The 17730-nt window shown below is 61.1% G+C and carries 16 protein-coding genes; 8 read left to right on the top strand and 8 right to left on the bottom strand.

What is annotated here, in order from left to right; genetic code table 11:
- Window positions 1–30: 30 nt before the first annotated feature.
- Window positions 31–2646 carry a DNA mismatch repair protein MutS gene (gene mutS / locus ACR0NT_RS15640; RefSeq protein WP_170673287.1) on the bottom strand — a complete coding sequence of 872 codons (2616 nt, stop codon included), beginning with the start codon at window positions 2644–2646 and terminating at the stop codon, window positions 31–33.
- Window positions 2647–2807: 161 nt separating this feature from the next.
- On the opposite strand from mutS, the gene ACR0NT_RS15635 reads away from it, so the two are divergent.
- Together ACR0NT_RS15635 and ACR0NT_RS15630 are read left to right on the top strand one after the other, a co-directional pair.
- Window positions 2808–5072 carry an NADP-dependent malic enzyme gene (locus tag ACR0NT_RS15635; protein WP_170672598.1) on the top strand — a complete coding sequence of 755 codons (2265 nt, stop codon included), beginning with the start codon at window positions 2808–2810 and terminating at the stop codon, window positions 5070–5072.
- Entirely contained in the window at window positions 5069–5938 is an 870-nt protein-coding gene (locus ACR0NT_RS15630; RefSeq protein ID WP_170672600.1) for a ribokinase, read from the top strand. The genes ACR0NT_RS15635 and ACR0NT_RS15630 overlap by 4 nt, the downstream gene beginning before the upstream one ends.
- Here ACR0NT_RS15630 and msrA read toward each other — a convergent pair.
- From msrA to ACR0NT_RS15605, 5 genes are all read right to left on the bottom strand, one after another.
- The gene (msrA, locus tag ACR0NT_RS15625; RefSeq protein ID WP_170672602.1) at window positions 5935–6606 is read right to left on the bottom strand and encodes a peptide-methionine (S)-S-oxide reductase MsrA; all 672 of its coding nucleotides are present in this window, start codon (window positions 6604–6606) and stop codon (window positions 5935–5937) included. The genes ACR0NT_RS15630 and msrA overlap by 4 nt on opposite strands.
- A 96-nt stretch (window positions 6607–6702) precedes the next feature.
- Entirely contained in the window at window positions 6703–6987 is a 285-nt protein-coding gene (locus tag ACR0NT_RS15620) for an SCP2 sterol-binding domain-containing protein (protein ID WP_170326135.1), read from the bottom strand.
- 64 nt (window positions 6988–7051) lie between these two features.
- Window positions 7052–8095, bottom strand: coding sequence for a M48 family metallopeptidase (locus ACR0NT_RS15615; protein WP_170672603.1), 1044 nt, complete (start codon window positions 8093–8095; stop codon window positions 7052–7054).
- 3 nt (window positions 8096–8098) lie between these two features.
- On the bottom strand, window positions 8099–9166 hold the full coding sequence (locus tag ACR0NT_RS15610; RefSeq protein WP_170672605.1) for a YjgN family protein: 1068 nt from the start codon (window positions 9164–9166) through the stop codon (window positions 8099–8101).
- Between the two features lie 140 nt (window positions 9167–9306).
- Window positions 9307–10530, bottom strand: coding sequence for an argininosuccinate synthase (locus ACR0NT_RS15605; RefSeq protein ID WP_170444704.1), 1224 nt, complete (start codon window positions 10528–10530; stop codon window positions 9307–9309).
- Window positions 10531–10671: 141 nt separating this feature from the next.
- Here ACR0NT_RS15605 and ACR0NT_RS15600 point away from each other — a divergent pair, with 141 nt between their 5' ends.
- Together ACR0NT_RS15600 and ilvA are read left to right on the top strand one after the other, a co-directional pair.
- The gene (locus ACR0NT_RS15600; RefSeq protein ID WP_170672607.1) at window positions 10672–11451 is read left to right on the top strand and encodes a hypothetical protein; all 780 of its coding nucleotides are present in this window, start codon (window positions 10672–10674) and stop codon (window positions 11449–11451) included.
- Window positions 11452–11509: 58 nt separating this feature from the next.
- Window positions 11510–12736 (top strand): threonine ammonia-lyase IlvA, encoded by a 1227-nt coding sequence (ilvA, locus tag ACR0NT_RS15595; protein WP_170672609.1) that lies wholly within the window; start codon window positions 11510–11512, stop codon window positions 12734–12736.
- On the opposite strand, the gene ACR0NT_RS15590 is transcribed toward ilvA, so the two are convergent.
- A complete protein-coding gene (locus tag ACR0NT_RS15590) occupies window positions 12733–13062 on the bottom strand; it encodes an Hpt domain-containing protein (protein WP_170672611.1) in 330 nt (109 codons plus the stop codon). The two genes, ilvA and ACR0NT_RS15590, sit on opposite strands and share 4 nt — an antisense overlap.
- 131 nt (window positions 13063–13193) lie before the next feature.
- Here ACR0NT_RS15590 and ACR0NT_RS15585 point away from each other — a divergent pair, with 131 nt between their 5' ends.
- Window positions 13194–14489, top strand: a complete 1296-nt coding sequence (locus ACR0NT_RS15585; protein ID WP_170672613.1) for a SpoIIE family protein phosphatase — start codon at window positions 13194–13196, stop codon at window positions 14487–14489.
- Here the strand turns inward: ACR0NT_RS15585 and ACR0NT_RS15580 are convergent.
- Window positions 14486–14929, bottom strand: coding sequence for an NUDIX hydrolase (locus ACR0NT_RS15580; RefSeq protein ID WP_170444689.1), 444 nt, complete (start codon window positions 14927–14929; stop codon window positions 14486–14488). The genes ACR0NT_RS15585 and ACR0NT_RS15580 overlap by 4 nt on opposite strands.
- 76 nt (window positions 14930–15005) lie before the next feature.
- Between ACR0NT_RS15580 and hslO the strand changes: the two genes are divergently transcribed.
- From hslO to ACR0NT_RS15565, 3 genes are read left to right on the top strand one after another with little or no spacing between them, the layout of a single operon-like run.
- On the top strand, window positions 15006–15983 hold the full coding sequence (hslO, locus tag ACR0NT_RS15575; RefSeq protein WP_170444686.1) for an Hsp33 family molecular chaperone HslO: 978 nt from the start codon (window positions 15006–15008) through the stop codon (window positions 15981–15983).
- The gene (locus tag ACR0NT_RS15570) at window positions 15967–16572 is read left to right on the top strand and encodes a CoA pyrophosphatase (protein ID WP_170444683.1); all 606 of its coding nucleotides are present in this window, start codon (window positions 15967–15969) and stop codon (window positions 16570–16572) included. The genes hslO and ACR0NT_RS15570 overlap by 17 nt, the downstream gene beginning before the upstream one ends.
- Window positions 16569–17723 (top strand): CCA tRNA nucleotidyltransferase, encoded by a 1155-nt coding sequence (locus ACR0NT_RS15565; RefSeq protein WP_170672615.1) that lies wholly within the window; start codon window positions 16569–16571, stop codon window positions 17721–17723. Before ACR0NT_RS15570 ends, ACR0NT_RS15565 begins: the two co-directional genes overlap by 4 nt.
- Window positions 17724–17730: the final 7 nt, after the last annotated feature.

Here is a 17730-nt window from a genome sequence, read left to right as displayed (position 1 = left end):
GAGAGTATTTTTGAAAAAGTGAAGAGGCGGTCAGGATCTGGCCGCCTCTTTCAGTTTGTAGATCAGGTCCAGCGCCTCGCGCGGGGTCAGTTCATCCGGCAGAATCTCGTCCAGCATATCGGTGACCGGTGAGGCCTTGGGTGCGGGGGGCGGAGGTGGCGGGGCCGCCGAGAACAGGGGCAGGTCGTCGATCAGGGCCTTTTGCTTGCCCCCCTCACGCTCGGTTTTTTCCAGCTGGTCCAGAACCACGCGGGCGCGGTCGACGACCGAAGCGGGCAGGCCCGCCAGCTGTGCGACCTGCACCCCATAAGACCGGTCGGCGGCGCCTTTGTGAACCTCGTGCAGGAAGATCACCTCGCCTTCCCATTCCTTGACGGCGACTGTGGCGTTGTCGACGCCCTCAAGATTACCGGCCAACGCGGTCAGTTCGTGGTAATGCGTGGCGAACAGCGCGCGGCATTTGTTGGCGGCGTGCAGATGTTCCAGCGTGGCCCAGGCGATCGACAGACCGTCATAGGTGGCTGTGCCCCGACCGATTTCGTCCAGAATGACCAGCGCGCGGTCGTCGGCCTGATTGAGGATCGCGGCGGTTTCGACCATTTCGACCATGAAGGTCGAGCGGCCACGGGCCAGATCGTCCGAGGCTCCGACCCGGCTGAACAGCTGGCTGACCACGCCGATATGGGCCTGTTCGGCAGGCACATAGCTGCCCATTTGGGCCAGCAGGGCGATCAGGGCGTTCTGGCGCAGGAAGGTCGATTTACCGGCCATGTTGGGACCGGTCAGAAGCCAGATTGCCGCGCCCTGATTGGCGCTGAGGTCGCAATCATTGGCAATGAATGCATCCCCGCTTTGCTGGCGCAACGCGTGTTCGACGACCGGGTGGCGGCCACCCTGAACATTGAAGGCGCGGGATGCGTCCACTTGCGGGCGGCACCAGTTTTCTCCGCGTGCCAAATCCGCCAGTGCGGTGGTCAGATCCAGTTCGGCCAGCCCCCTGGCGGCTTGGTTGAGGCGGGCAGCGAGGGTCAGAATTTCGTCAGAAAGCCTTTGATAGAGCCGCTTTTCGAGCTCGAGCGCCAGATTCCCGGCGTTCAGGATGCGGGTTTCGATTTCCGAAAGCTCTACGGTGGTGAACCGCACCTGATTGGCCGTGGTCTGGCGGTGGATATAGGTTTCGGAAAACGGCGGGTTCAGCATCTTCTCGGCATGGGTGGCCGTGGTCTCGATGAAATAGCCCAGCACGTTGTTGTGCTTGATCTTCAACGAGGTGATGCCGGTATGTTCCGCGTATTTCTGCTGAAACCCGGCGATGACCGAGCGGCCTTCGTCGCGCAGAGTGCGGGCTTCATCCAGTTCGGCGTCGAAACCGGGGGCGATAAAGCCGCCGTCACGGGCCAAAAGGGGCGGTTCGGCAACCAGGGCCTCGTCCAGCAAGTTCAGCAGATCGTCGAAACCGACGAGGTTTTGCAGGGCGGTTGCCAGCAGAACCGGCAGGTCCTGACCTTCGCAAATTCCGGCGATCGCGGCGGCCTGGGTCAACGCGTTGCGGATGGCGGCTAGATCGCGGGGGCCGCCGCGGTCCAGCGACAGGCGCGACAGGGCGCGGTCCAGATCGGGGGTTTTGCGCAGCGCTTCGCGCAGGTCCGAGGCGGTCAGGCTGTCTTCGACGGCAAAGCTCACCGCGTCGAGCCGGGCATGGATCACATCCAGATTGCGCGAGGGGCTGGACAGGCGTTGTTCCAGCAGGCGCGCGCCGCCCGGCGTCACGGTGCGGTCGACCACGGACAGCAATGATCCGGCGCGGCCTCCGGACAGGGACCGGGTCAGTTCCAGGTTGCGGCGCGTGGCGGCGTCGATCTGCACCACACGGTCTTCGGATTCCTTCAGCGGCGTCTGCAACAGGGGCAGTTTGCCTTTTTGGGTGATCTCCAGATAGTCGATCAGCGCGCCCATCGCTGACACCTCGGCGCGACCAAACGACCCAAACGCATCCAGCGCACCCACGTGAAACAAGCCGCAGATGCGTTTTTCTGCCGCCGTGCTGTCGAAACTGGCGCGTCCGATGGGGGTCAGCGAGATGCCCAGATCGCGGGTGGGTTCGTGCAGCGCGGCCTCAGACCCGTCGGCCACGATCAACTCGGACGGGGCCAGCCGCGCCAGTTCGGGGCTGAGGCGGACAGAGGTCAGAGGCATCACGTGAAACGCGCCGGTCGAGATATCGGCCCAGGCCAACGCGGCCTCATCCCGAACCTCGGCATAGGTGGCCAGAAAGTTGTGTCGGCGGGCTTCCAACAGTGCGTCTTCGGTCAGCGTGCCGGGTGTCACCAGACGCACGACATCCCGCCGAACCACCGATTTAGAGCCTCTTTTCTTCGCCTCGGCCGGGCTTTCCATCTGTTCGCAGACGGCCACGCGAAAGCCTTTACGGATGAGGGTCAGCAGATAACCCTCGGCGGAATGGACTGGCACTCCGCACATCGGGATATCGTCCCCATTGTGCTTGCCGCGTTTGGTCAGGGCGATATCCAGCGCCTCGGCGGCGTTGACGGCGTCCTCGAAGAACATCTCGTAGAAATCGCCCATGCGGTAGAACAGCAGGGCGTCCGCGTGGGCCTCTTTGATCTCGAGATACTGCGCCATCATCGGCGTGACTGTGGACAAAAGCGGCCCCCTTCTGGCGTATTCCGGGCGCGACCTTACAAACCCGGCCCCTGCTGTGAAAGCTGAAAACGCATTGTCGTTGAGGCGCGCCCCGGCCTGCGCTATGACGCATCAGCCCCGAAGTCATGGAAACGACCGAAAAGATGCCCAAAACGAAGATCACCAAAGAAGAGGCGCTGGCCTTTCACCTGGACCCGACCCCCGGCAAGTGGGAGGTGCAGGCCACCGTTCCCATGACCACCCAGCGCGATCTGTCGCTGGCCTACAGCCCCGGCGTCGCCGTTCCCTGCGAAGCCATCGCCGAGGCGCCTGAGACAGCGTATGACTATACCAACAAGGGTAATCTGGTGGCCGTGATCTCGAACGGGACGGCGGTCCTGGGCCTTGGTAACCTTGGCGCGCTGGGCTCGAAACCGGTGATGGAGGGGAAATCCGTCCTGTTCAAACGGTTCGCCGACGTGAACTCGATCGATATCGAGCTGGACACCGAAGACCCGGATGAATTCTGCCGCGCGGTGCGCCTGATGGGTCCGACCTTTGGCGGCATCAATCTGGAAGACATCAAGGCGCCCGAATGTTTCATCATCGAACAGCGCCTGAAGGAAGAGATGGATATCCCCGTCTTCCACGATGACCAGCATGGCACGGCGGTGATCTGCGCGGCAGGTCTGCTGAACGCGCTGCATATCTCGGGCAAAAAGATCGAGGATGTGAAAATCGTTCTGAACGGCGCGGGTGCGGCAGGGATTGCCTGTATCGAACTGCTCAAGTCGATGGGCGCGCGGCATGAGAACTGCATCGTCTGTGACACCAAGGGCGTGATCTATCAGGGCCGGACCGAGGGGATGAACCAGTGGAAATCGGCCCACGCGATCACCACCGACCTGCGGACGCTGGAAGAGGCCATGAAAGGCGCGGATGTGTTTCTGGGTGTGTCGGTCAAAGGTGCCGTGACGCAGGATATGGTTGCCAGCATGGCCGACAATCCGGTTATTTTCGCCATGGCGAATCCGGACCCGGAAATCACGCCGGAAGAGGCGCATGAGGTTCGCGTAGATGCCATCGTGGCCACCGGGCGCAGCGACTATCCGAACCAGGTGAACAACGTTCTGGGCTTCCCTTACCTGTTCCGTGGCGCGCTGGACATTCACGCCCGCGCCATCAATGACGAGATGAAAATCGCCTGTGCCCACGCACTTGCCAATCTGGCGCGCGAGGATGTGCCGGACGAGGTTGCGATGGCCTATGGCAAGTCGCTGACCTTTGGCCGCGACTACATCATTCCCACTCCGTTCGATCCGCGCCTGATCCACCGCATTCCGCCCGCCGTTGCCAAGGCCGGGATGCAAACCGGCGCGGCGCGCCGTCCGATCATCGACATGGACGCCTATGAACTGAGCCTCAAATCCCGCATGGACCCGACCGCCAGCATTCTGCGCGGTCTGAACGCGCGGGCGCGTCAGGCGCAAAGCCGGATGATCTTTGCTGAGGGCGACGATCCCCGCGTGCTGCGCGCGGCGGTGACTTATCAGCGGTCCGGTTTCGGCAAGGCGCTGGTTGTGGGTCGTCCCGAGGACGTGAGACAAAAGCTGGAAGAGGCCGGTCTGGGTGACGCGGTGCGCGAACTGGAGGTGGTGAATGCTGCCAATACCGCGCATCTCGATACCTATAACGACTTTCTCTACAAGCGGCTGCAGCGTAAGGGGTTTGATCGCAAGGACATTCACCGGCTGGCGGCGCGCGACCGGCATGTGTTCTCTTCGCTGATGCTGGCGCATGGGCATGGTGACGGTCTGGTGACCGGGGCCACCCGCAAATCGGCGCATGTGCTGGACCGGATCAATCACGTTTTCGACGCCGACGCGACGCATGGTGCCGCTGGGGTGACCGCGCTGCTGCACAAGGGGCGGATTGTCCTGATCGGCGATACGCTGGTGCATGAATGGCCCGATCAAAACGATCTGGCCAATATCGCCGAGCGTTCCGCCGCCGTGGCCCGCCACATGGGGCTTGAGCCGCGGGTGGCCTTCGTCAGCTTCTCGACCTTCGGTTATCCGGTGTCGGAACGGGCCGAGAAAATGCACCGCGCGCCCGCCGTACTGGACCAACGCGGCGTCGATTTCGAATACGAAGGCGAGATGACCGTGGATGTGGCCCTGAACGTGGATCAGCAGGCAAGCTATCCGTTCCAGCGTCTGACCGGACCGGCGAATATCCTGATCGTTCCGGCGCGGCACTCGGCGTCGATTTCGACCAAGCTGATGCAGGAAATGGGCGGCGCGACTGTCATTGGCCCGATCCTGTCGGGTGTCGACAAGCCGATCCAGATCTGTTCGACCGTGTCGACGGCGAATGACATCCTGAACATGGCCATCCTGGCCTCGTGCGATATCTCGGGCAAACCATGACGATCTGGAATCTCGGCTCGATCAACGCGGACATGATCTATGACGTGCCGCACCTGCCCGGGCCGGGCGAAACCCTTTCGGCCAATCGACTGGATCGGTTTCTGGGCGGCAAGGGCGCGAATATGTCCGTGGCCGCCGCCCGGGCCGGGGCGCAGGTGGCGCATATCGGAGCCGTGGGGCCAGATGGAGGCTGGGCACGGGATCGGCTGACCGAATATGGCGTGGACACGCGCCATATCGCCGGGGTCGAAGTGCCCACCGGTCACGCCATCATCGCGGTGGATGCGCAGGGTGAAAACAACATCATCCTGTTTCCCGGCTCGAACCACGCAATCACGCCGGACCAGCTGGGGCAGGCGCTGTCCTCCGCATCGCAGGGCGACCTGCTGGTGACGCAGAACGAAACCACCCTGCAGGTCGAGGCCGCAAAGATGGCCCGCGCGCTGGGCCTGACAGTCTGTTACGCCGCAGCCCCCTTTCAGGCTAAGGCAGTACAGGCCGTGCTGCCCTATCTGGATTCCCTGATCCTGAATGAGGTCGAGGCCGAGCAGTTGCGCGATGCCACCGGACAATCGGTGACCGACCTGAAGATCGAACACGTGATCGTCACGCTGGGCTCAAAAGGCGCGCGGTATTACCATCGCGGCGAGGCCTCGGATTTTCCCGCCCATAAGGTACGGGCGGTGGATACCACGGGTGCCGGCGATACGTTCACCGGCTATGTTCTGGCCGGAATGGATCGGGGCATGCCGATGGCGCAGGCGATCGCTCAGGCAAATCGTGCCGCGGCCCTGATGGTCACGCGGCACGGAACGGCGGATGTGATCCCCGACCTCAAAGAGGTGCACGAGGCCCGGTTCGATTAAGACCCGGCAAACGGTGCCGCGCTGCCCCAGAGTTGCTTGACCCGGGCATCGCGGCCACAGGCTTTGCGATAGGCTTTGTAGGCGCTGTGCTGGCGCTTGGGGCCAAAGCGGGTCAGGACCAGCTTGGTGCCCTTGTAGTAATCCTGATGATAGGCTTCGGCCGGATAGAACGCGCCCTGCTGCAGGATCGGCGTCACCACCGTTTGCCCCAAAGCGCGCTGTGCGTCCGCCTTGGCCCGCTGCGCCAGCGTCTTTTCCCCCGCGTTAGAGACGAAAATTGCCGTGCGATAGCTGTTGCCCCGGTCGCAGAACTGACCGCCTGCATCGGTGGGATCGACCGAGCGGAAGAACATGTTCAGCAGCGTTTCACGGGACACCCGGGCCGGGTCAAAGGTGATCTGGACCGCCTCGTAATGGCCGGTGCCGCCTTTGGTGACCTGATCATAGGTCGGGTTTGCGGTTTTTCCGCCGGTAAAGCCCGACACCGCACCAATCACGCCCGGGACGGATTCGAAATCGGATTCGACACACCAGAAACAGCCCCCCGCAACCGTCAGGGTCTCGGTTCCGGCGGCGGGTGCGGGCGCGGCGCGCAGCAGGGCGGCCAGTGCGATCAGCACAAACAGCAGCGTCGGTTTGACAAAGTCGAAATAGGCGATGCGGGTCATGGCAGGGCTCCTTTCGGGATCAGGCTGCCCTGACTTATGCACCGGCGCAATCCGCTGACATGGTTTGTCACGCGGTGGTGAGACGAGTTTATCGCCTTAACCCAGCAACTGCCCCAGCTTCATCGCCACACCCATGTTGCCCGAGATCTTGAGCTTGCCCAGTGCCACACCGGTCATTGGGTTCAGCTTGCCGGTCAGCAGCTTGGTCAGATTGTCCTGCGAGATGCGGATGGTGCAGTCGGTGTCGCGATCCTGCGTGCTGGCCTGATTGTCGGCCAGCACGATAACCCCGTCATCGCCACAGTCGAATTTCAACGAGCCTTCAAAGCTGCGCCCGACCAGGTTTTTCTGAATACCATCGGCAATAGCGGCAAGTGTCATCGGGTCCCTCCTGTTTCAGCCCAAAGGGTTAGGGGGCAGTCGGGGCGCAGGCAATAGTCTGCGCCTAGTGACCTTGGGTCATGGATTTCAGGTTTTGCTGACGATCCTCGAACCGGGGATGGGTGCTGAGCCAGTCCACTTCCTGATCGCCGATTTCCTGTTCCAGCAGCTCGAAGAAATCGGACAGGCCGTTGGGATCGAACCCGGCCTTTCGGGCCAGATCAACGCCAAACCGGTCGGCGGCCAGCTCGTGCTGGCGGGAATAGGAGAGGGACAGGATCAGGTTACCTTCCAGCAGCACCTGTTCCAGCACCGGACCGGTGTCACCCGCCATCATCCCGATCAGCACAAACACCCCGAGTGAGCGGTAGATCTGCGTCAGCCCGTGTTGTTCGGCTACATGCCCGATCTCGTGCCCGATCACCCCGGCCAGTGCATCGGATGAGACCCGCCGCACCAGGTCGTCGGTTACCACAATCGTTCCACCCGGCAGTGCAAAGGCGTTCGGGCCCATGCCCGGAAGGTCGCGGAATTCCAGAGTGTAGTCGTGGTCTTCGGCCGCGGGACCCAACGCTGCCAGAACCCGGTCGAAATTGTCCTGAACCCTGGTCTTGTCACTGTCGCTCAGGGCGCTGGGCTCGGTCATGATCTGATCCAGCGCCTGCATCACCCCCGCATCAATCGCGGCGACCAGCGGCGGGGGCGTCATCCACACCGCAAGCGCCACGAGCACCGCCAGCCCGTATTTCCACACACCCCAGACCGCGACCAGACAGGCCAGTGTGACAACGATCAGACGGGGGTGAAACTTTTCCGCGTGATGCAGCCGCGATCCGCTGGTGTCGGCGATCAGATGTTCAAGGGCGGCGTGTTGGCCGGTCAGAAACAGAGTGCCATCGGGGAATTTGACCCGCCGTTCGGTCGCGCCGACGCGGGGTTCCACCGCCAGTTCCTCGGGTGTGCAACGGGTCTGGATTTGACCCTGATCGTCAATCAGCCAGACGGTATTGGCGCCCACCGCCAGCCGCACCGGGATCTCGCGCGAACTGAGAGGCGGATAGGCGCGCCCGCAGACAGGCGCGCCGATATCATCGGGACGCGTACCCAAAGGTCAGACCGCAATGCCGATATCGAAGCCCTCGATATCTCCGTAAGCGTCGCCAATGGCGCTGACTTGCGCACTGACGTCGCCAACGAAATCATCCAGCGGGCCGGCAGGGATGAAGGTGGTGTGATTGGCCAGATAGCGCACCCTGCGTACATGCGCCCAGGGCAGCATCAGGCCCAGCGTCATCGCCACAACCACGGCGTTCGACACGGAAATCCACAGCATGCGCAGGGCGCTCACATCCGAATAGAACCGGTGCCCGTCACCCAGAATGGTGTAGTTGTAGACCGTGTTGCGCACCATGGCGTGATAGATGATCAGCGCTGGCACCATCACCACGATCAGGAAACCGTAAAGCGACAGGATAATCATCAGCGCGGCAATATCCGCGTCGCCACTTTCCAGTGATTTGAAGGCTTCCAGGGTTCCGACATTCACGCCAACAATCGCCAAAAGCGCCGAAAGCCCAACGATCACCCAAAGGGCGGCGCACAGAAATGCCTTGTAAAACGGCCCGATCGGACTGTCGAAGGACATTTTGGTCTGGCCGAATGTATGCCCGTTCACGTGGAACCGTTGAACAGACCGGGTGACAAAAGGCCAGGTGGTATAGACCGTCAGCGCGGCCAGAAGCGGATACAGGAAGTAATTGGCCGCTGCCGATCCCCATGAGCCCTGAAAATCAAACCGGACGTTCGACCAGCTGGACATCCGCGCCTGAAACCGCAGCGAGCGCACCAGCAGGTAGGGGATCAGGAAAATCAGCCCTAAAATCATCACAAGGTTCACCAGCGGGATTGCACCCAGAATGGTGTAGGCGACGATCCCGGCGATCACGATGATCCGCCCGATCAGAATCTGCAGCCCGGTTGCGTGGTAATCAAAGCTGCGCCCGGCGACATAGGTGTTCTGATAGAAGTATTTCTTGGTGCGCACCTTGGCCCAGGCGCTGTAGATGCCAAAGGTCAAAAGCGACAGCAGCAGGTTGACGATCCAGATGCCGAAATATTCCGAGGCCGACCCCCGAAACTCAAACTCTGCCGGGGGTTCCTGTAGCTGTTCTGCCTGCATGAATGCCTCAATTGGATTGAATGAAAAACGGGCCGAACCTTTGCAGGGCCGACCCGTTCTGTGTGTTCAACCAACTGGGCAATTCTGCGGCAAAGTTGCGACCCGACCGGTCAATTCAACTTTTTCGTGCGGCAGAGCCTTTATTTCAGGCGCTTGTCCCGTGCGGCCAGCAGCTTCAGGCGCAGCGCGTTCAGCTGGATGAAGCCCGCTGCGTCTGTTTGGTCATAGGCACCGGCGTCTTCTTCAAAGGTCACGTGCGCCTCGGAGTACAGCGAGTGATCCGACCAGCGGCCCACGGTTGAGGCCAGACCCTTGTAGAGTTTCACCTTGACGGTGCCGGTGACATGTTCTTGCGACTTGTCGATCGCGGCCTGCAGCATCTCACGCTCGGGGCTGTACCAGAAACCGTTATAGATCAGTTCCGCATATTGCGGCATCAGCTGGTCTTTCAGGTGCATCGCGCCGCGGTCCATGGTGATCGACTCGATACCGCGGTGGGCTTCCAGCAGGATGGTGCCGCCCGGAGTTTCATAGATGCCGCGCGATTTCATACCGACGAAACGGCCTTCGACCAGGTCCAGACGGCCAATGCCGTGCTTGCCGCCATATTCGTTCAGCTTGGTCAGGATGGTTGCGGGGCTCATCGCCTCGCCATTGATGCTGACCGGGTCGCCTTTTTCAAAGCCGATTTCGATGAATTCGGGCTCGTTCGGGGCGTCCTCGGGGTGGACGGTGCGCTGATAGACATAATCGGGTGCCATATCGGCGGGGTCTTCCAGAACCTTGCCCTCGGACGAGGTGTGCAGCAGGTTGGCATCGACCGAGAACGGAGCCTCACCGCGTTTGTCCTTGGCAATCGGAATCTGGTTCTGTTCGGCAAATTCAAGCAGCTTGGTGCGGCTGGTCAGGTCCCATTCACGCCAGGGCGCAATCACTTTGATGTCGGGGTTCAGTGCGTAGGCCGCCAGTTCGAACCGCACCTGGTCATTGCCCTTGCCGGTCGCGCCGTGGGCGACGGCATCGGCACCGGTTTCTTCGGCAATCTCGACCAGACGTTTCGAAATCAGCGGACGCGCGATCGAGGTGCCAAGCAGGTACAGGCCTTCGTACTGCGCGTTTGCACGGAACATGGGGAAGACGAAATCGCGGACGAACTCTTCGCGGATATCCTCGATATAGATGTTCTCGGGCTTGATCCCCAGCAGCTCGGCCTTCTTGCGGGCGGGCTCCAGTTCCTCACCTTGACCCAGATCGGCGGTAAAGGTCACGACCTCACAGCCATACTCGGTCTGCAACCATTTCAGGATGATCGAGGTATCAAGGCCACCGGAATAGGCCAGAACAACTTTCTTGGGCGCGGACATCTGACTTCCCCTTATGCGTAGAACGCTTGGCCCCTAACGGGTTTTGAAAGCGGGGGCAAGTTATCTGCGTTGACGAGGCGTGGGAATTGCGGTGAAACGGGTGCAAAGAGAACAAGGAACGGTTGAGAGGGCGGTTTTCGGATGTTGGGTTGGCAGATTTTTGTGCATTCGGTGCGGATGGTTTTTCGCAACTGGCGTCAAGCAATTCGCATCGGTTTGATACCCTCGACAGTAGTCGCGATTGCCACCTTTTTGTTTTTTGAATCTCGCGGAACTCAGGTTGAGAACCAATCCTGGGTAGATTGGATCGCCGCGATGAGCGTTGTCTCACAAATTGGATTTCTATTGATAGTCGTCGCCAACCTTTTTGTTATCATATGGATATTTGTGGCCTGGCACAGATTTGTGTTGCTGGAGGAGTATCCGCGCGGATGGATACCGCCCCTGAAAACCAACTATATTCTTCAATACTTTACGCAGGGTATGAAGGTTATAGCGATTGCTTTCTTAGTGTCTTTCTCGGTCAGTTTGGCACTGCTGGTAGTATTGGTATTCCTGACGAACGCGTCATTGGCGCCGCGTGCAGTCCTGAACCTGCCACCACTTGTTTCGGCCTTTATCTCGTTCTTTGTTGTCTTCCGTTTGGGCCTAGCGTTTCCAGCAACCGCGATAGGTCAAGTATTGAAAATAAAAGACGTAATCAAACTGACTAGTGGCAAAATCGGAACCTTGCTGTTTTTGGCAATCATTCAAATTTTTGGGATGTTGCTCACCTCAGCTGTTATCGGTGGTGTCGCCATCACACTTCCTGCGTTTTCGATAGCCACAGAAGTTCTGGTGCAATTGTTCTTCTCATTAATATATGTCAGTATTTGGACCACTATGTACGGCGTCTTCATCGAAAAACGTGAACTCGCCTGACCCGCGTACACATATGTATTCCTTGCTCTTTTAGTCAGGATCGGCCAGTGAACGGGCCATGACTGATTTCATGACCCGCGCCCGCGCTGCCGAACAGGCGATGCGCTCTGTGTTTCCGGCTACGCCTCTGCAGCGCAACGCCCATCTGTCTGATCGTTACGGGGCCGATATCTGGCTCAAGCGGGAAGACCTCAGCCCGGTGCGGTCGTATAAAATCCGTGGCGCGTTCAACGCCATGCGCAAGCAGCAGGGGCAGGACTTGTTCGTCTGCGCCAGCGCGGGCAACCACGCACAGGGCGTAGCCTATATGTGCAAGCATCTGGGCGTTAAGGGTGTGATCTTCATGCCGGTGACGACGCCGCAGCAGAAAATCCAGAAAACCCGCATCTTTGGTGGCGACAATATCGAGATCCACCTGATCGGCGACTATTTCGACGACACTCTGGCCGCGGCCCAAGCGTGGTGCGCACAGCAGGGCGGGCATTTCCTGTCACCCTTCGACGATGAGGATGTGATCGAAGGGCAGGCGTCCTTGGCGGTTGAGATCGAGGCGCAACTGGGCGGTCTGCCCGATCACGTGATCCTGCCAGTGGGCGGGGGCGGCATGTCCTCGGGCGTGGCGACATGGTTCGGGGACCGGACCCATTGCCTGTTTGTCGAACCCAAGGGCGGGGCCTGCCTGCACGCGGCGATGGCGACGGGGCATCCGGTGGCGCTGGATCAGGTGGACAACTTTGTCGATGGCGCGGCAGTGGGGAAAATCGGAGCGAAACCGTTCGCGCTGTTGAAGGATCGGCATCTGTCCGACGTGTATGTTCTGTCCGAAGATCGCATCTGCACCACCATGATCGAGATGCTGAATGTCGAAGGCATCGTGTTGGAGCCCGCCGGTGCGCTGGCGATCGAGGCGCTGGGCGATATTCAGAGCTTTATCCGTGGTAAGACCGTGGTTTGTGTCACCTCGGGCGGCAATTTCGATTTCGAACGTCTGCCCGAGGTCAAGGAGCGGGCACAACGTTATTCCGGCGTCAAAAAGTACTTCATCCTACGCCTGCCGCAGCGTCCCGGCGCGTTGAAAGAGTTTCTGGGCATTCTCGGCCCCGAGGACGACATTGCCCGGTTCGAATACATGAAGAAATCGGCGCGCAATTTCGGCTCGGTCCTGATCGGTATCGAAACCCGCAAGCCTGAGAACTTCGCTCGCTTGTTTGCGCATCTGGATGAGGCCGGCTTCACCTACACCGACATTACCGAAGACGAGACACTGGCGCAGTTCGTGATCTAGGTCAGGTTGGCGGCCTTGTCAGTCAGGAACACGGCGCGAGAGTCGTCATAGGTTTTCAGGATCGCGGGCAGATCGACATCGGCCGCTTTTCCTGCGGCGGCGTTGCGCTCGGCATCCTGACACAGGCTTGAGAAGCGGTTGAACCCAAGGCTCAGCGCGCTGCCCTTGAGGAAATGCATGTTCTGCTCGAACTCGGTCCGGGTTGCGTCCCGGTGCACCCGTTCGATGGTTTCCTGCACCTCGTCCAGAAAGATTTGCACCACCTCGTCAAACTCATCTGCGCCCACCTCATCCCGCAGCTGTCTGACCCTGGACCAGTCGATCATGTTCGGCGCCTCCACACATATCGCGACATGACCTGCGTAGCCCAAGGCCGGTAAAGAGGGGGTTAAGCAACGCCAACAGAACGCCTTCACGGGATGTTAAACCGCCGCGCGCTAGGGTCGGTGCGTTCAGTATGGTCGCAGTGCAGAGGGTACAAGTGGCAGAAGGCAGTCAGGCAGAGGCCAGGACAGAGCTGGATTTTGGCGCGATCCAAAAGGTGCTTGTCGTCGATGACAGCCGCCTGCAACGGCGGATTCTGGTGGCCTCGCTGAAAAAATGGGGCTTTGACGTGCTTGAGGCCGACAGCGGTGACGTCGCGATCGAGATCTGCCAGACCACCCCCCCGGATCTGGTGGTCAGTGACTGGGTCATGCCGGGGATGAGCGGGCTGGAGTTTTGCCGCGCGTTCCGGGCGCTGGACAGTGAGCAGTACAGCTATTTCATCCTGCTGACCTCGAAAAGTGAAAAGCAGGAGGTGGCAAAGGGTCTGGATGCCGGCGCCGACGATTTTCTGATCAAACCGCTTGAGGCGGATGAACTGCGCGCGCGCATTTCGGCCGGGGCGCGTATCCTGGACATGCAGCGCGAGCTGTCCGAGAAGAACCGGATGATCGAAACCGCGCTGGAAGAGCTGCGCGTGGCGCATGACGCCATCGACAAGGACCTGATGCAGGCCCGGAAAATTCAGGATTCGCTGGTGCCGGAACTGACGCGTGAATTCGGCAAGTCGCGGGTCAGCATGTTGCTGAAACCCTGCGGTCATATCGGCGGCGATCTGGTGGGGATGTTCTCACCCGGGGTTAACCGGCTGGGGTTCTACAGCATCGATGTGTCGGGTCATGGCATCACCTCGGCGATGATGACGGCGCGGCTGGGCGGCTATCTGTCCAGCAAGCATTTCGAACAGAACGTGGCGATGGAAAAGCGGTTCGACAAATTCTACGCGCTGCTGCCGCCCGAACAGGTGGCCGAGATGCTCAATTGCCGCCTGATGGCGGATGCGGGGGTCGAGGAGTATTTCACCATGGTTTACGCCATCGTCGACCTGCGCAACGGGCATCTGAAGATGGTGCAGGCCGGGCATCCGCATCCGCTGGTGCTGCGCCACGACGGCCGTACCGAATTTCTGGGCGAAGGCGGGCTGCCCATCGGGTTACTGTCGGATGTTTCGTTTCAGCAGATCGAAACCTATCTGCAGCCCGGCGACAAGCTGCTGTTGTATTCGGACGGCTTTACCGAATGCGGCCTGGAGGGGGGCGGATTGCTGGAGGAAGACGGCCTGCGCCAGATGGCTGTCGAGTGTGCGCCCGGCCGCAGCGGAACCGAGTTTCTGGACGACATGTTCTGGCGCCTGACACAGGTCATGGCCCCCGGCAGCGGCATGGATGACGACGTGTCTGCCGTGTTCTTTGAATATGACGGACCTTAAAGGGCGTTCAGATGTTGGCTGGCAAAGTGGCGGTCACCGGCATTGCCCAGCATTTGACAGGCATCTGCGGTATCCATCCACAACGCCTCGTGAAACGGCTCGGTCGGCGGGCCGATGCGGCGCACGGGGCGGGCGCGGTAGATCAGGCAGACCTTTTCAGCCCACAGATCGTATTCGGGCATGAAGGTGAACCGCCGGAACGCGCCGATACGGCGGGGATTGGCAACCAGCCAGCCGGTTTCCTCGAACACCTCCCGGTGCAGGGCGGTCACGGGTGATTCGCCCGGGTCGATCCCGCCGCCGGGCAGTTGCAGATCGGGGCCGGGCTCCATCTGGCAGGTCAGCAAAAGGTGCCGGCCACGTGGCAATAATGCATAAACACCCACGCGTCTGATGTATTTCTGCCCCGCTTGCGGGGTTTCACCGAACCGTCTGATCATGTATGGCCCCTTACAACCCGAATTGTTCGACCTATATGCTGGCGGTATGCCAACCTGTGGCGTGTAAGGAAACCCCATGTCTCTTGGAACGAAAATCGCGTGGGACGATACCGTCCTGCCCTTTCAACTTGATGTATCGGATATGCGCGGCCGCGTGGCCCGTCTGGATGGGGTGCTCGACGGCATCCTGAAACAGCATGATTATCCGGAAAAGGTCGAGGCGCTGGTGGCCGAGATGGCCCTGCTGACCGCGCTGATCGGCCAGACCATTTCGCTGCGCTGGAAACTGTCGCTACAGGTTCAGTCCAAGGGCCCGGTGCGCATGATCGCGACCGACTATTATGCGCCCAAGCAAGAGGGCGAACCGGCCCGCATCCGCGCCTATGCCAGCTTCGACCGCGAGCGCCTGACCGATGGCGCACCGTTCGATCAGGTGGGTGAGGGCTATTTCGCCATCATGATCGACCAGGGCAAGGGCTCGCAGCCTTATCAGGGGATCACCCCGCTGGCCGGTGGGTCGATCTCGGCCTGCGCCGAGGCGTATTTTGCGCAGTCCGAACAGCTGCCCACCCGCTTCTCGCTGAGCTTCGGTAAATCGACCGAGCCGGGCGTTGGCGAACACTGGCGCGCCGGTGGGGTCATGCTGCAGCACATGCCCAAAGCATCGCCCTTTGTGGCGAACAGCGAGGGTGAGGGCCAAATCCTCACCGCCGAAGACCTGGTGGACGGCGAAGAGGGTGAAAACTGGGGCCGCGTCAATATCCTGCTGGATACGGTCGAGGAACTGGAACTGATCGGGCCATCGGTGGCTCCCACCGATCTGCTGGTCCGCCTGTTTCACGAGGAACAGCCGCGGGTTTATGACGCGCAGCCGGTGCAGTTCGGCTGCACCTGTTCCGAGGACCGCGTGCGGCAAAGCCTGTCGATCTATTCGGCCAAGGACATCGAAAAGATGACCACGCCCGAGGGCAAGGTGACCGCCGACTGCCAGTTCTGTGGTGCCCATTACGTGCTGGAACCGGGCTCGGTCGGCTTTGATGCGGACGACGCCTGATCCAACCGAACAGCTGCGGGCGGTGCTTAGCCGCCCCGGTCCCGGCTCGAGCGATTTCGACCTGAACCCGGAAACCGTTCTGCCTGCTGGCCGCAAACTGCGCCCGGCGGGCGTGCTGGTGCCGATCTCGGTTGCGACCGGCACGCCGCGGCTGATCCTGACCAAACGCTCCTCGGCGCTGAAACACCATCCCGGCCAGATCGCGTTTCCCGGCGGCAAACAGGATGAGGGCGACGCGGATGTCACCGCCACCGCCCTGCGTGAGGCGCAGGAGGAGATCGGCCTGCCGCCCGACCTGCCCGAGATATTGGGGCACCTGCCGACCCATGAGACCGTCACCTCATTCACCGTGACACCGGTGGTGGCGATCCTGCGGGCGCCGTTCCAGCTGATCCCGGAACCGGGTGAGGTTGACGAGGTGTTCTCGGTTCCGCTTGCACATGTGCTCAACCCTGCGAATTATATCGTTGAATCGCGCCGCTGGCGGGGTCACAAAAGGTACTATTACACCGTGCCGTTCGGTCCTTATTACATCTGGGGCGCGACGGCCCGGATGTTGCGGGGGTTGGCAGCGCGGGTGAGTGAATGACGCAGATTTCGGAAAGCTGGGTGTCTGATCCGGCTACTCAAAAGGTTTGCGCGGCCCTGACCGGGGCCGGGGCGCAGGCGCTGTTTGTGGGCGGCTGCGTTCGAAACGCGCTGCTGGGCGCGCCGGTCTCGGATATCGACATTGCCACCGATGCCCACCCCGAGCGGGTGATGGAACTGGCGCAGGCGGCGGGCCTCAAGGCCATTCCCACCGGGATCGAGCATGGCACTATCACCGTGGTCAGCGGCGGTGCCCCGCATGAGATCACCACCTTTCGCCGCGATGTGAAAACCGACGGGCGCCGGGCCGTGGTGGCCTTTTCAGAAAAGGTCGAAGAAGACGCTGCGCGCCGCGATTTCACCATGAACGCAATCTATGCCCGGCCTGACGGCACCGTGCTGGACCTGCTGAACGGTTTGCCGGACCTGCAGGCGCGGCGGGTGCGGTTCATCGGCACCGCCGAAAACCGCATTCGCGAGGATTACCTGCGCTCGCTGCGCTATTTCCGGTTCCATGCCTGGTATGGAGATGCCGAGGCCGGGTTTGATCCGGATGCGTTGGCGGCGATTGCCGCCAATCTGGACGGTCTGGCCGGTTTGTCCCGCGAACGGGTCGGAGCCGAGCTGCTGAAACTGCTGAGCGCGCCAGACCCCGCGCCCTCGGTCGCAGCCATGCGTCAGGCTGGCGTGCTGGCGCGGTTGGTTCCGGGAGCCGAGGATCGATCACTGGCGCCTCTGGTCGCATTGGAACACCAAGCCGGGGCCGCGCCCGAGCCAATCCGCCGTCTGGCCGCCATCGTCACGCCCGAGATCGCCAAAACCCTGCGCCTGAGCAAGGCCCAGTTGCAGCGGCTGACCCGGATGCGGGATGAGGCCTCAGGCACCGCCAGCATTGCCGAACTGGGCTTTCGCTATGGCGAAAAGGGCGGGATGCATGAAACCCTGCTACGCTGCGCCTTTCTGGAACAGCCCTGGTCCGAGGACATGCGGCAGGATTTGCGCAAAGGGGCCGCTGCCGATTTTCCGGTTCAGGCCGCTGACCTCATCCCCGGTTTCGCCGGCCCCGCGCTGGGCAAGAAACTGGCCGAGCTTGAAGCCCGATGGATCGCCTCGGGCTTTTCCCTGACCCGCGAAGACCTGCTGGGCGGCTGAGACGAAG

The organism is Ruegeria sp. AB10 (assembly GCF_056542745.1).
Note: the sequence above shows the minus strand (reverse complement) of the source record. Positions and strands in the feature narration are given on the sequence as shown.